Here is a 13,477-nt window from a genome sequence, read left to right as displayed (position 1 = left end):
GAAGGTGAAACACCATGAAAGCAGCACGATTCCACGCCCGCGAGGATCTCCGGATCGAAGACATTCAAGAGCCGGAGCTGCGACCGGGAACGGTGAAGATCGCCGTGGCCTGGTGCGGTATCTGCGGCACAGACCTCCATGAATTCCTGGAAGGACCCATTTTCACCCCGCCGCCCGGCCACCCCCACGGGCTCACCCAGGAGGCCGCCCCGGTCACCCTCGGCCACGAGTTCTCCGGCACCGTCGAGGAACTGGGGGAAGGCGTCAGCGGTCTGGCCGTTGGAGACAACGTCGTCGTGGAGCCGTACTACGTCTGTAATGAATGCGGTCCCTGCCTCAGCGGCCACTACAACCTGTGCACCAAGTTGGGCTTCATCGGCCTGGCGGGCGGCGGTGGCGGCTTGAGCGAGAAGATCGTCGTCGACACCCGGTGGGTGCACTCTGTCGGCGCCATCCCCCTGGACGAGGCCGCCCTGATCGAACCCCTTGCGGTGGCGTATCACGCCGTCGGCCGGAGCGGCGTCAAAGCCGGGGACGTCGCCGTCGTCGGGGGTGCCGGACCCATCGGCCTGCTGACCGCCGCGGTCCTCAAAGGCATCGGCGTCACCACGATCGTTACAGAGCTGTCGGCCGCCCGCAAAGACAAGGCGACTTCGTCCGGGGTCGCGGATCACGTGCTYGATCCGAGTGCCGAGGACGTCAAGGCGCGCGTGCTGGAACTGACCGACGGTGCGGGGGCCGATGCGGCGTTTGAATGTGCCGGTGTGAATGCGGTGCTGGACACCATGCTCGACGTCGTGAGGCCCGCCGGCGTCGTCGTCAATGTCTCGATCTGGGGGCACCCGGCCACGGTCGACATGCAGAAAGTGGTGCTCAAGGAAATCGACCTGCGCGGCACCATCGCCTACTGCGGCGACCACGAAGCCGCCATCAGGCTTGTCCAGGAAGGAAAAGTCGACCTGAAACCCTTCATCACGGGGCGGATCGCCTTGGACGACTTGGTGGACAAGGGGTTCGACACGCTGATCAACCACAACGACACCGCGGTGAAGATCATAGTCCACCCGTAGTGATCCGAGTCTCACGCGGGAATAGTTGCAGACGCCTCGCAGTTGCCGCCAGTGAACCCATTCACTGCGAAAGGAATTGCGCATGCTGTTTTCCCCGATGACCCTCGGCGAGCTGGAACTGCCCAACCGGCTCGTCATGGCGCCGCTGACCCGTCTCCGTTCCGGCCAGGAAGGTATCCCGGGGCCCCTGGTTGCCGAGCACTACCGCCAGCGCGCCTCACTGGGCCTGATCGTCAGCGAGGGCACCTATCCGAGCCCGGCCGGGCGCTCGTACCCGGGCCAGCCCGGCATCGTCACCCCGGACCAGATTGCCGGCTGGAAGAAGGTCACGGACGCCGTTCACGCCGAAGGCGGCCGGATCTTCGCGCAGATCATGCACGGTGGCCGGGTTTCACATGAGGACATCACCGGCGGCCACCAGGTAGTTGCGCCGAGTGCCATCGCCGTCGAGGCAGAGACCCGTACGTCCAAGGGCAAGCAGGCGCACCCCGTGCCGCATGCCCTGACCACCGACGAACTGCCCGGCGTCCTGCAGGAAATTGTCCAGGGCTCGCGGAACGCGATCGAGGCAGGGTTCGACGGCGTGGAGCTGCACTCTGCCAACGGTTACCTGTTGCACGAATTCCTGGCGCCGTCGTCGAACCAGCGTGACGACATCTACGGCGGCACGCCCGAGAACCGGGCGCGCTTCGTGATCGAAGTTGTGAAGGCTGTGGTGGAGGCCGTGGGCGCCGAACGCGTCGGTATCAGGATCTCGCCGGAGCACAACGTCCAGGGTGTCACCGAACTGGACGCCGCAGATGTTCGTGAGACGTACCGCTTGCTGGTGGATGCTATTGCGCCGCTGAACCTGGCCTACCTGAGCATCCTGCACAAGGATCCCACCGGCGAACTGGTCCAGGACCTGCGTTCACGCTTCAACGGCGCCTTCCTCGTCAATACCGGATTCGGCGTCATCACCACCCGGGATGAGGCCATCTCGCTGGTTGCCGACGGGCACGCTGACGCCGTCGTCGTCGGACGCCCGGCCATCGCAAACCCGGACCTCGCCCGCCGCTGGCGCGAAGGCCTGCCGGTCAACGAGCCAAACGCATCCACGTTCTACGCCGACGGCGCCGAGGGCTACACCGACTACCCGGCCTACCAGAACTAGGGCCATCTGCGGCGCGGTGACTCCCGCGGAGCCGCGCAGCGCACGCTCGGTTGGACATGCTCAGCCGCAGCCACGACCAGTGGGCAGAATGCMATTCTGCCCACTGATCGCATTTAACAATGAGCATGTCCCTCGCCGGGCAGGTCCGAGACAGGATGCGCGAGTCACAGGGCCGCGCCCGCTGCCGGACATGTGCCGCGATGATCTGCACGAGAGAGCATGTTCCTCGCGGCGCATCATGGCCATGGGAATGCCCGGCGGCCGCCGCGGCCAATGGGCAGAATGCCATTCTGCCCATTGGCCGCGCCTAACAATGAGCATGTCCCTCGTCGGTTGGGCCTAAGACTGGACATGTGCCTCGCTGGAATGTGCGGGTGGGCATGTCCCGTCCTGCACATCGGGGCCACCGGGACATGGTCCCTCGACGAATTGGCCACTGGACATGTCCCGTGGCTGGCGCCGGGACTGGGCATGTCCCCCGTGGGCCCATGACGCGGAGCGAGGGGCATGTCCAGCGGTGGGGGCGGCAAATGGGCATGCCCCGAAGGGGGCCTCTCCGTGCCTGGTCCTATAGGATCTGAAGATGCAATTAGCTTCCACCGGCAGCCATTCTGAGGGGCGCCCCGCCGGCCGCCCCGTCAGCCGGCAGGTCCTGGCGGACCACGTCTATGAGGAACTTCTGGCGTCGCTGATGGATGGCCGGCTGGAACCCGGAACCGCGGTCAGCATCGACGGGACCGCCCGGGAACTCGACGTCTCGCCCACCCCCGTGCGGGAGGCGCTCGCCAGGCTGGAACACACCGGGATGGTGCGCCGCGTGGCCCTTAAGGGCTACCGGGTTGCTCCGGTGTTCACCCGGGAAGACTTCGCCGAGCTTATGGAAGCCCGGCTCGCGATCGAACCTGTGAACGCCCGCCTGGCGTGTGCCCGGCTGACCACCGGCCACCTGGCCGAATTGGAACGGGCAGTCGCCGATCTCAAGGACGCACCGCGCGGGCCCTCGTTCGCCGAGTTCCGCGGCTACCTCGAGGCCGACGAGCGGTTCCACCGGCTGATCGCGGAGCAGACGGGCAACCAGTTCATGGTGGCAGCCTATGCCGCCCTCGGCGGGCAGATTCAGCGCTTCCGCCTGTTCGGGGGAGTGGGGATCACCGACGCCGACCATGCGATCGCCGAACATCAGGCCGTCCTGGATGCCTTGGCGACGGGCGACCCGGAGAAGGCCGCAGCCGCAATGGCCGAGCACGTGCAAAAGGTGCGCGGCCGCGCCATCGCGGACGCTCCCGCGGAATAAGCCTCGCTTCCCAGGCTGACGCGCGCGGGTCCAACACCGCGTAACAGTGCGCCGTACCCGCTTCTGCGCCCTCTTTTTTGTGACCCCCTTCACAGCTGATCGAAGACCCTATAGGATCTTCGATTGTGACGGCTACGGTGCCGGCATGGGGAGTCACAAGGGAGTGAAGAGTGCAAACAGAAACTTTGGCCGCAGGGCCCAAGGAGTCCGCAACACGCCGCACCATCAAGAATCTGCGGTGGTGGATTCTCGGCTGGGCGCTGGCCGCCRGCATCATCAACTACATGGACCGCAGTGCGATCTCCATCGCCGCGCCGCAACTGATCAAAGACTTCGGCATGACCCGGACGGACATTGGCCTCCTGGGCACCGTGTTCTCCTGGACCTACGCTTTTGCCCAGCTGCCCGCTGGCTGGCTCGTGGACAAGCTGGGCGCCCGACGGATGTACTTCCTCGCAATCGCGGGCTGGAGCATCGCGACCGCGCTGATGGCCGTCGGCACCAAGATGTGGCAGTTCGTCACGTTCCGCTTCCTGCTCGGCATCACCGAGGCCCCCAACGGGCCGGCGTCGGCAAAGCTCACCGCCGACTGGTTCCCCCGGGCCGAGCGCGGACAGGCCACCGCCATCTGGGACAGCGGTTCCAAGTGGGGACCCGCCATCGCGCCGCCCGTCCTGACCGCCATCATGCTCGCGTTCGGCTGGCAGGCCATCTTCCTCTTCCTCGGCGCCGCAGGCATCGTGCTGGCATTGGCCTTCTTCCTTTACTACCGCGCTCCCGAAGAGCACAAGCGCATCAGCGCGAAGGAACTGGATTACATCGAAAGCCAGCGCACCACCCAGCTCCTGACTGCCAAGAAGGTTTCGTGGCTCGGACTCTTTAAGCACCGCCAGATCTGGGGCATGATGGCCGGATTCTTCTGCGTCATTTGGATCTGGAACATCTTCATCGTCTTCCTGCCGCTCTACCTGCAGGAAGAACGCGGTGCCAGCATCGCCAGCTCCGGCTGGCTTGCGGCTGTCCCGTACCTCGGCGCAGCCATCCTCGGCATCACCGGCGGCTGGGTCATGACGCGCTACTCGAAGAAGGCCGGCCGCGATCCGCTGCTGGCCAAGCGCCACGTGATGTCCATTGCAGCGGTTGCCGCCGGCATCTTGATCTGCCTCATCCCGTTCGTAGATTCCCTCCCGCTCGCCATCGCTGTCATGACCGTGGCACTGGGCTTCGTCGCCACCATGCAGGCGGCCGCGTGGGCCATGCCCGGCGACATCGTGGACAACTCACAGGTTGCCTCCGTCGGTGCCATCCAGAACTTCGGCGGCTACTTCGGCGGCGCCTTTGCCCCGCTGCTGACCGGTGTGATCGCCGATGCCACCGGCTCCTACGCGCCGTCGTTCGTGATCGGCGGCGTCATCGCCGCCCTGGCCGCAGTGGCGTACACCGTGCTGGTCCGCGAACCCATCAAGGACAAGACCGCAGCAGCGCAGACAGAAAGCCGAACCGACGCATGAGCACAGCAACAAATGCATTGACGACGACGGCGGTCGCCACCACGGCGGCCGCCCCGGCGGCGGGAACCACCACCGCGGGCACCGCCCGCTCGCCGTTCACCGTGGCCGTCACGGCCGACGCCGCGCGGCCGGACGGAAGCTCCATTCACGGGGACCTGCGGCTGCAGCGGCTCAGCGAGCATGGCATCAGCTGGAGCGTCCTGCCCAGTTACACAGACCCGGTTCCGCTGGCCGACCTCGCCGGGGTTCAGGCCGTGCTGTCCCTGGGGCACATCGCCTTCGATTCACGCACCGTGGACCACGCCCCGGACCTGAGGCTGATTGCCCGGTTCGGGGCCGGCTACGAAACCATCGACTTGGACGCCTGCACCCGCGCCGGCATCGTTGTCACCAACACCCCGGATGCCATCCGGCGGCCGTTGGCGGTGGCGGGACTGACGCTGCTCCTGGCGCTCTCGCACAAGCTCCTGGCCAAGGACAGGCTGACCCGGACCTCTGACTGGGCGCAGCGCGAGCACTACCGCGGCGCGCCGCTGGTGGGCCAGACGGTCGGCATCGTGGGCTTCGGCAGTGTGGGCGCTGAGCTCGCCCGCCTCCTGGCCCCGCTCGGGGTGAAAGTCGTGGGCAACAACCGCAGCGGCCGCCACGCGGAGGCCGCCGGACTCGGCGTCGAACTGCTGGGCCTGAATGAGCTCCTGGAGCGCTCGGATTACGTTGTGCTCTGCGCCGCGCTGACACCGGCGACCGAAAAACTGATCGGTGCGGCCGCGTTGGCGCGGATGAAGCCAAGCGCCTACCTGATCAATATCGGCCGCGGAAAGCTCGTGGACACGGATGCCCTCCGGGACGCCCTGCGGGAGGCCCGGATCGCCGGCGCCGGCCTGGACGTCTTTGAGCCGGAACCCCTGCTTCCCGACGACGAGCTCCTGACCTTGGACAACGTGGTGCTTTCCCCGCATTCCCTGTGCTGGACCGAGGACTTCACGCGGGACGTCGCGGCCAGCGCCATTGGCTCGATCCTGGCGGTCGCGGCAGGGGAGCGCCCTGCCAACGTCCTGAATCCGGAGGTCTTCGCGACAGCGGCCTTCGCCGCGAAACGCTCGTAACCCGGGGGTGTGACCTTGACAACATCCCTCTAGATAGTAAATCCTATAGGAAACAGGATTCCACGAAGGAGTGAACCCATGGCCTATACAGCCGAAAACTGGCCCATCACCGCAGCGCTCCTGCAGTTCCCGGGGACCGACGCGCAGGGCAACCACATCAACGACGCCGACGCCTCCGCCTGGGCCGAGGTCCTCACCGAGGTCAAGGACGCCGGCTTTGCCAATGCCGACCTCACGGACAGCTGGGTCCGCCCCGGTGACCTGAGCTCGGCGCGGCTCGCCGAGTTCAAGCAGACCGCGGACAACGTCGGCATCGGCATCCCCGTCATCTCGGCCATCCGCCGCAGCGTGATCGAGGAAGGCAACTGGGAAGCGAACCTGGCGTACAGCCACCGCACCATCGACGCCGCCGCCGAGCTGGGCTGCGAGGTCGTCTCGTTCGGACTGCACCAGGCCATCACCGCCGAGCAGCAGAAGCAGCTCTGGTTCTGGACCGTCGAAGGGTACAAGGACCCGGTAGGGGACAAGGAAACGTGGGGCAAAGCTGTGAGCCGCCTGCGCGACCTCGGCCAGCACGCGGCCGAGGTCGGCGTCCTGCTCTCGCTTGAAATGTACGAGGACACCTACCTCGGCACCGCTGATTCTTCCGTTCAGCTGGTCCAGGACATCGGCCTGGCCAACGTCGGCATCAACCCCGACATCGGCAACCTCATCCGGCTGCACCGCCCGATCGAGGACTGGCGCGAGATGGTCGCCAAGACCCTCCCGTACTCCAACTACTGGCACATGAAGAACTACATCCGCGACGAGGACGTCGCCCGGGACACCTACGTGGCGATGCCGGCCCCGATGGAAAGCGGCCTCATCAACTACCGCGAGGCGTTCAAAACCGCGCTCTCCGTCGGCTTCCAGGGCATCCTGTGCACCGAGCACTACGGCGGCGACGGCCTCAGCGTCACGGCCAGCAACCAGGACTACCTCCGCCGCCAGGTCCTGCCGAAGACCGACGGCTACGCCCTCGGCGCGAGCCAGGTGGCCCAGGGCCGGCAGTTGCCGGCAGCCACGGCACTCGCCAGCGCCTGAACGGGCGCCTGAAGCCAGCTTCTGAACTCAGCGCCTGACCGGGCGCCGACACCGGCGCGTGGTGCGGCCGTCAAGCCACTTGGGGGGGGCGGCCGCACCACCCACCTCAACCCACAGCATTAGTTCTCCAACACGGATTCAATGAGGAACCATGACCCAGATCTTCGACAATCCCGCTGATTTCGCGGATGAGGCACTGGACGGCTTCGTTGCGGCCAACCGCGGCTACGTGGCCCGAGTCGACGGCGGCGTCGTCCGCTCCACCGAAGTCCCCTCCGGGCAGGTGGCCCTGGTGGTCGGCGGCGGCTCCGGGCACTACCCGGCCTTCGCCGGCCTCGTCGGGCCCGGCCTGGCCACCGCCTCGGCCTGCGGCAACATGTTCGCCTCGCCCGCGGCCGGCCAGGTCTACCGCGTGGCCAAGGCCGCCAACRCCGGCGGCGGCGTGCTGCTGAGCTACGGCAACTATGCCGGCGACGTCCTGCACTTCGGCCAGGCCCAGCTGCGCCTCAACGCCGAAGGCATCGAAACCCGCACCGTCCTGGTCACCGACGACATCGCCAGCGCCCCGCTGGAGCAGATCGAGAAGCGCCGCGGCATCGCCGGGGACCTGACGGTCTTCAAGATCGCCGGCGCCGCCGCAGAGGCGGGACTGAGCCTGGACGACGTCGAACGGCTGGCCATCCGGACCAACTACCGCACCCGGTCCCTCGGCGTCGCCTTCGACGGCTGCACGCTGCCCGGCGCGGAGGCCCCGCTGTTCTCTGTCCCCGCGGGGCACATGTCCCTGGGCCTGGGCATCCACGGCGAACCGGGCATCTCCGACCACCCCATGCCCACCGCCTCCGAACTGGCCGAACTCCTGGTCAGCCGGCTCCTGGCCGACAAACCGGACGACGCCGGCACCCGCGTGGTCGCAATCGTCAACGGCCTCGGCACGGTCAAGTACGACGAACTCTTCCTGCTGTTCGGCAAGATCGAGATGCTCCTCACCGCCGCCGGGCTCACCGTCGTCGAACCCGAATGCGGCGAGCTCGTCACGAGCCTGGACATGTCCGGACTGTCCCTGACCCTGCTGTGGCTGGACAAGGAACTCGAACAGTACTGGGCCGCCCCGGCCGACACCCCGGCGTTCCGCAAGGGAAACCTGGCACCCCGTGCCCGCCGCGAACTCGCGGGTCCGGACGCCGAAGAGACCGCCGACGTCGAACGGCCCACCGCCGCGGCGGCAGCCCTCGGCCGGCTGGCCGCCGACTTCCTCGGCCAGGCGCGGGACGTGGTGGTCGAGCATGAGGAAGAACTGGGCCACCTGGACGCCGTCGCCGGCGACGGCGACCACGGGATCGGCATGCGCCGCGGCGTGGACGCGGCAGTCACCGCGGCCGAACAGGCTGCCGCGAACGACGGCGGCGCCTCGCCGTCGCGGGTCCTGACCGCTGCGGGGGAGGCCTGGAGCGAACGCGCCGGCGGGACCTCGGGTGCGCTCTGGGGCTCGGCGATCATCGCCGCCGGACAGGCCCTGGGCAACCAGGACAGCTACAGCGGCGAGGACGCGGCCGCCGCGGTCACGGCCTTCGTGGATGCCATCACCGCGCTCGGCAAGGCCGAGCCGGGGGACAAGACCATGGTGGACGCCCTCTTGCCGTTCCAGGACGCTTTCCTCACCGCGTTCGACGCCGGCACACCAGTGGCCGGTTCCCTCGCCGCGGCGGCGGCCGCCGCCACAGCCGCCGCAGAACGGACCGCCGGGCTGCGTCCGCTCAAAGGCCGGGCCCGCCCGCTCGCCGAGAAGAGCCTCGGCCACCCCGACCCCGGAGCGGTGTCCTTCGCCCTCATCGCGACCCGGATATCCACCCACACCGACACCGCAGACACAGGATCCCGGCCCGGCACCCCCGAGCCGGCGGAACAAGGAGCACAAGCATGAGCACAGCAACAGGCTGGCGCGTGGTCATCGGCAACGATGAGGCCGGCGTCGAATACAAGAACGCGCTGAAGGCGCTCCTCGAAGCCGACCCCCGTGTGGCGTCCGTGCAGGACGTGGGAGTCGGCGCCAACGACTCCACCGCTTATCCGCACGTCGCCGTCGACGCGGCCCGCAAGATCGCCGACGGCGACGCCGACCGGGCGCTGCTGATCTGCGGCACCGGCCTGGGCGTGGCGATCGCGGCCAACAAGGTCCCCGGTATCCGCGCCGTCACGGCCCACGACAGCTACTCGGTGGAGCGGTCCGTCCTGAGCAACAACGCCCAGGTGCTCACGCTGGGGCAGCGCGTCATCGGGCTGGAACTGGCCAAGAAGCTCGTGGGTGAATGGCTGAGCCACCGCTTCGACGAAAACTCTTCCTCCGCCGCGAAGGTGGACGCCATCTGCTCGTACGAACCCGAATACACGAAGGCAGTCTGAATATGACCGAATCAACAGCAACCGCAGCCGCCATCAACGCCGCCCGCAAGATCGCCGTCGTCGGCTCCGGCTACATGGGCGGCGGGATCGCGCAGGTCCTCGCACTCGGTGGCGCCCGGGTGGCGCTCGCGGATGTGTCCGCGGAAGTGGCCCAGAAGAATTACGAGCGGCTCCTGGCCGAATCCGACGAATTCGTTGCCGCCGGGCTGTTCCCGGAAGGCGCCACCGCAATCCTGAAGGAAAACCTCTGGCCCGCCAAGGACATCGAGGAGGCCGTGGCGGACGCCGACTTCATCGAAGAAGCCGTCCCAGAGGTCATCGAGATCAAGCACCAGACCCTCGCCCGCATCAGCGCGGCCGCCCGCCCGGACGCCATCATCGGSTCCAACACSTCCACGATCTCCATCGCGGASCTSTCCSAGCCGGTSRCCAAYCCGGAGCGCTTCCTSGGCGTGCACTTCTCCAACCCGTCCCCGTTCATCCCGGGCGTTGAAATCATCCCCCATGCCGGCACCTCGGCCGCCACGGTCGGCGCCGTCCGCGACCTCGTGCACGCGGCCAACAAGCAGACCGCCGTCGTCAAGGACGTCACCGGCTTCGTGCTCAACCGGCTCCAGTACGCGCTGTTCCACGAGGCCGCCCAGCTGGTGGAGCAGGAGATCGCGACCGCGGAGGACGTCGACACCCTGGTCCGCACCACCTTCGGCTTCCGGCTGCCGTTCTTCGGGCCCTTCGCCATTGCCGACATGGCCGGGCTGGACGTCTACAACTTCTGCTACAAGTCCCTCCAGACCGATTTCCCGGAACGGTTCGCGACGCCGAAGATCCTCACCGACCTGGTGGAGGCTGGAAAGCTGGGCACCAAGACCGGAGCTGGCTTCCTCAACGTCCCGGCGGAGCGCACGCCGGAACTGATCGCCTACCGGAACAAGGCGTACGTGGCCATGCAGAAGCTCATCGACGAGCTCGGCCCCGCCCCCATCAGCTGATTCCGCATCTTCCTCTTTCACTTCAGGAGCCTTCCCATGAGCACTTTCCCCACAGAACGCACCGCCATCATCACCGGCGCCGTGTCCGAGCGCGGCATCGGCCGCGCCACCGCCAGCTACCTGGCCGCACAGGGCTGGAGCATAGGCATCATCGACCTCGATGACGCCCTCTGCAAGGCGGCGGCCAAGGAACTGGCAGCCGAGCACGGCGTCAAGGCCTTCGGCGCCGGCGCCAACGTTTCCGACGAAGGCTCGGTCCGCGCGGCAATCGACGCCATCGAGGCGGAACTGCCGCAGATCGTTGCGCTCGCCAACGTGGCCGGGGTCAGCTCTCCGGTGCCCTACCTGGAACTCGACGCCGCCGAATGGGACCGGGTGCTGAACATCAACCTCAACGGCGTCCACTACGCCACCCGCCGCGTCGCAGAATCAATGGTGAAGAACAGGATCGGGCGCATCGTGAACATCTCCTCGGTCTCCGCGCAGCGTGGCGGCGGCACCTTCTCCAAGACGCCGTACTCCGTGGCGAAAGCCGGCGTGATCGGCCTGACCCGGGCCACGGCCCGTGAACTGGGCGAATACGACATCACGGTCAACGCCATCTCACCCGGGCCCATCGACACCGACATCATGGGCGGCACCCTCAGCGAGGAACGCAAGGACGAACTCACCAAAGACCTCGTGGTCAACCGGGTCGGTTCCACCCGGGACATCGCAGCAGCCATCGCCTTCCTCATCAGCGAGGACGCCGGCTATATCTCCGGCCAGACGCTGAATGTGGATGGCGGACTCTACATGCACTAAGGAAGAAGCCTCGTGGCCCAACACAGCCAAACCCCCGCGTCCGGATTCGCAGCCTGGAGCAAGGGACGGAAGATCTACCTCGCCGTCGGGATCCTGGCCTGCGCGGCCGGCGTTCTGATGATGGCGTTTTCGCGCTAGTTTTCTCCGGCCGGATCCGGCCTGGCCTGCCTTGGCCGGGCCGGATCCGGCGTGGCTGGGCCCGATCCGGCGCTCTCCACGCAACTGATTCACCCCACTGAGTTACACCACTGATTGCTCGACGAGGAGTTTTTTTGATGACCGTAACAACAACGTCCACTCGGGACCTACTGGAGACACCGGTCCTTAAATCGGCCATCTCCAAGGCCTCCCGGCGGCTCATGCCCATGCTGGTCATCCTGTACGTGGTGGCCTTCCTGGACCGCACCAACGTGGGCTTTTCCGAGGCGGCGCTGGGCGTGGACAAGGGCATTAGTGCCGGCGCATTCGCCCTGGGTGCCGGGATTTTCTTCATCGGTTACGCACTGTTCGAAATCCCGAGCAATCTGCTCCTGACCAAATTCGGCGCCAAGGTGTGGCTGGCCCGGATCGCCATCACTTGGGGCATCGTCTCGGCCTGCTTCGCGTTCGTCCAGGGCGAGACGTCCTTCATCATCCTGCGCTTCCTGCTGGGCGTCACCGAGGCCGGGCTGTTCCCCGGCGTCATCATGTTCCTGGCCGCATGGTTCCCCAACAAGGTCCGCGTCAAGATGTTCGCCATCTTCTACCTGGCCCAGCCGTTCTCCCAGATGCTGGGCGCGCCGCTCTCCGGCTGGCTGATCAACATCGGCGATCAGGTCCCCGGCGTCCAGGGCTGGCAGGTCATGTTCTTCGTCGAAGGCATGTTGGCCGTCGTTGCCGGCATCGCCGCCTACTTCTTCCTGATCAACAGCCCGCAGGACGCCAAGTTCCTGGACAAGGACGAGAAGAACGCGCTCCTGGAGGTCATGGCGCTCGAGGACACCGTCAAGGAAGAGTCCGGGCCGCACGGCGTCCTGGCCGCCATGAAGAACGGCAAGGTCTGGTACTTCACCGTCATCTACTTCTGCCTGCAGATCGCCGTCTACGGCGTCACCTTCTACCTGCCGCAGCAGGTCGCCCAGCTGACCGGCCAGAAGGTGGGCATCGCCGTCGGCCTGATGGCAGCCATCCCGTGGTTCTTCGGCATCTTCGCCTGCTACTTCATCGGCAAGGCAGCGAACACGGTGATCCGCCGCCGGGTCTGGGGCACCGGCCTATTCATCTCCACCGGACTCTGCATCTTCGGCTCTGCGTGGGCCGGCGCCAACCACATTCCGGCGCTCGGCATCATCTTCATCACCCTCGCCGTGTGCTCGTTCCTCTCCATCGGCCCCATCGCGTGGTCCTACCCGACGGCGTTCCTCACCGGAACCGCCGCGGCCGCGGGGATCGGCCTGATCAACTCGCTCGGTAACCTCGGCGGCTTCGTCGCGCCGATCCTGCGCACCTCGGTCAACCAGATCACCGCCTCGGACACCGGGACAATGGGCGTCTACGCCCTCGGCGTGCTCCCGTTCCTGGCAGCGGCCATGATGTTCGCGACCCGCCGCTTCAAGAACAAGGCCGACGAGCTGCTGGAGCAGTAAAGGCCCCCGGCCTCACTTCCAGCGCGACGTCCAGCCCCCATCCACTGGATCCAGCAGAAAGCACCAACACATGCAGCAGAGCCCCGGCAGCCAGACCTCCAACACCCGCATCCTGGTGGGGGTCAGCACCAAGATGTACCTCGGCTACCGGGACAGCCTGGACTGGCTCGAGCGGCTGCAGCACGAAGTGGACACCCGCCCGGCCCTCGCGGCCGGGCGGGTTGTCCCGTTTGTCATCCCGTYCTTCCCCGTCCTGCCCGCGGCGGCCCGGCTCCTGGCGGGTTCGCCGCTGCTCCTTGGTGCGCAGAACTGCGGCTGGGCGGATGGGCCCTGGACCGGGGAAGTGGCCCCGTCCATGCTCGCGGAACTCGGCGTCCGGCTCGTGGAGGTCGGCCATGCCGAACGCCGGCGGCACTTCAACGAGGACGACGCCATGATC

General features: G+C 67.0%; 13 protein-coding genes. All 13 read left to right on the top strand.

All coding sequences use genetic code 11. The features are described 5' to 3' along the window. The first annotated feature begins 14 nt into the window (after positions 1-14). On the top strand, positions 15-1,070 hold the full coding sequence (locus AC1D1S_RS04610; RefSeq protein ID WP_476993847.1) for a 2,3-butanediol dehydrogenase: 1,056 nt from the start codon (positions 15-17) through the stop codon (positions 1,068-1,070). Positions 1,071-1,152: 82 nt separating this feature from the next. Then, positions 1,153-2,223 carry an alkene reductase gene (locus AC1D1S_RS04605; RefSeq protein ID WP_028275646.1) on the top strand — a complete coding sequence of 357 codons (1,071 nt, stop codon included), beginning with the start codon at positions 1,153-1,155 and terminating at the stop codon, positions 2,221-2,223. A gap of 583 nt (positions 2,224-2,806) precedes the next feature. Next, complete coding sequence (locus AC1D1S_RS04600; RefSeq protein WP_243181557.1) at positions 2,807-3,517, top strand: GntR family transcriptional regulator; 711 nt, start codon at positions 2,807-2,809, stop codon at positions 3,515-3,517. Between the two features lie 170 nt (positions 3,518-3,687). After that, positions 3,688-5,028 carry an MFS transporter gene (locus AC1D1S_RS04595; protein WP_476993846.1) on the top strand — a complete coding sequence of 447 codons (1,341 nt, stop codon included), beginning with the start codon at positions 3,688-3,690 and terminating at the stop codon, positions 5,026-5,028. Continuing rightward, complete coding sequence (locus tag AC1D1S_RS04590; protein ID WP_476993845.1) at positions 5,025-6,134, top strand: 2-hydroxyacid dehydrogenase; 1,110 nt, start codon at positions 5,025-5,027, stop codon at positions 6,132-6,134. The genes AC1D1S_RS04595 and AC1D1S_RS04590 overlap by 4 nt, the downstream gene beginning before the upstream one ends. Positions 6,135-6,212: 78 nt before the next feature. Then, positions 6,213-7,217 (top strand): sugar phosphate isomerase/epimerase family protein, encoded by a 1,005-nt coding sequence (locus tag AC1D1S_RS04585; protein ID WP_028275649.1) that lies wholly within the window; start codon positions 6,213-6,215, stop codon positions 7,215-7,217. Positions 7,218-7,368: 151 nt separating this feature from the next. Continuing rightward, positions 7,369-9,141, top strand: coding sequence for a dihydroxyacetone kinase subunit DhaL (gene dhaL / locus AC1D1S_RS04580; protein WP_476993844.1), 1,773 nt, complete (start codon positions 7,369-7,371; stop codon positions 9,139-9,141). Next, on the top strand, positions 9,138-9,620 hold the full coding sequence (locus tag AC1D1S_RS04575) for a ribose-5-phosphate isomerase (RefSeq protein ID WP_018775886.1): 483 nt from the start codon (positions 9,138-9,140) through the stop codon (positions 9,618-9,620). The genes dhaL and AC1D1S_RS04575 overlap by 4 nt, the downstream gene beginning before the upstream one ends. 2 nt (positions 9,621-9,622) lie before the next feature. After that, positions 9,623-10,609, top strand: coding sequence for a 3-hydroxyacyl-CoA dehydrogenase family protein (locus AC1D1S_RS04570; RefSeq protein ID WP_476993843.1), 987 nt, complete (start codon positions 9,623-9,625; stop codon positions 10,607-10,609). A 36-nt stretch (positions 10,610-10,645) separates the two neighbouring features. Further along, positions 10,646-11,413, top strand: coding sequence for an SDR family NAD(P)-dependent oxidoreductase (locus tag AC1D1S_RS04565; RefSeq protein WP_476943273.1), 768 nt, complete (start codon positions 10,646-10,648; stop codon positions 11,411-11,413). Positions 11,414-11,425: 12 nt separating this feature from the next. After that, positions 11,426-11,551 carry a hypothetical protein gene (locus AC1D1S_RS04560; RefSeq protein ID WP_476993842.1) on the top strand — a complete coding sequence of 42 codons (126 nt, stop codon included), beginning with the start codon at positions 11,426-11,428 and terminating at the stop codon, positions 11,549-11,551. Positions 11,552-11,688: 137 nt separating this feature from the next. Then, positions 11,689-13,038: an MFS transporter gene (locus AC1D1S_RS04555; RefSeq protein ID WP_028275652.1), complete on the top strand. Its 1,350-nt coding sequence runs from the start codon at positions 11,689-11,691 to the stop codon at positions 13,036-13,038. A 70-nt stretch (positions 13,039-13,108) separates the two neighbouring features. Next, positions 13,109-13,477: triose-phosphate isomerase (locus tag AC1D1S_RS04550; RefSeq protein ID WP_476993841.1), on the top strand; the 369-nt coding region annotated here is incomplete at its 3' end.

It is taken from the genome of Arthrobacter sp. P1_A5, assembly GCF_056406825.1.
The sequence above is the reverse complement of the archived record's forward strand: the minus strand, read 5'-3'. Positions and strand labels throughout refer to the sequence as shown.

What these genes read in the sequence shown, in the direction of transcription:
- AC1D1S_RS04605 (WP_028275646.1), top strand. Translation starts at nt 1,153, where the DNA reads ATGCTGTTTTCCCCGATGACCCTCGGCGAGCTGGAACTGCCCAACCGG.
- AC1D1S_RS04565 (WP_476943273.1), top strand. Translation starts at nt 10,646, where the DNA reads ATGAGCACTTTCCCCACAGAACGCACCGCCATCATCACCGGCGCCGTG.
- AC1D1S_RS04575 (WP_018775886.1), top strand. Translation starts at nt 9,138, where the DNA reads ATGAGCACAGCAACAGGCTGGCGCGTGGTCATCGGCAACGATGAGGCC.
- AC1D1S_RS04600 (WP_243181557.1), top strand. Translation starts at nt 2,807, where the DNA reads ATGCAATTAGCTTCCACCGGCAGCCATTCTGAGGGGCGCCCCGCCGGC.
- AC1D1S_RS04590 (WP_476993845.1), top strand. Translation starts at nt 5,025, where the DNA reads ATGAGCACAGCAACAAATGCATTGACGACGACGGCGGTCGCCACCACG.
- AC1D1S_RS04555 (WP_028275652.1), top strand. Translation starts at nt 11,689, where the DNA reads ATGACCGTAACAACAACGTCCACTCGGGACCTACTGGAGACACCGGTC.
- AC1D1S_RS04585 (WP_028275649.1), top strand. Translation starts at nt 6,213, where the DNA reads ATGGCCTATACAGCCGAAAACTGGCCCATCACCGCAGCGCTCCTGCAG.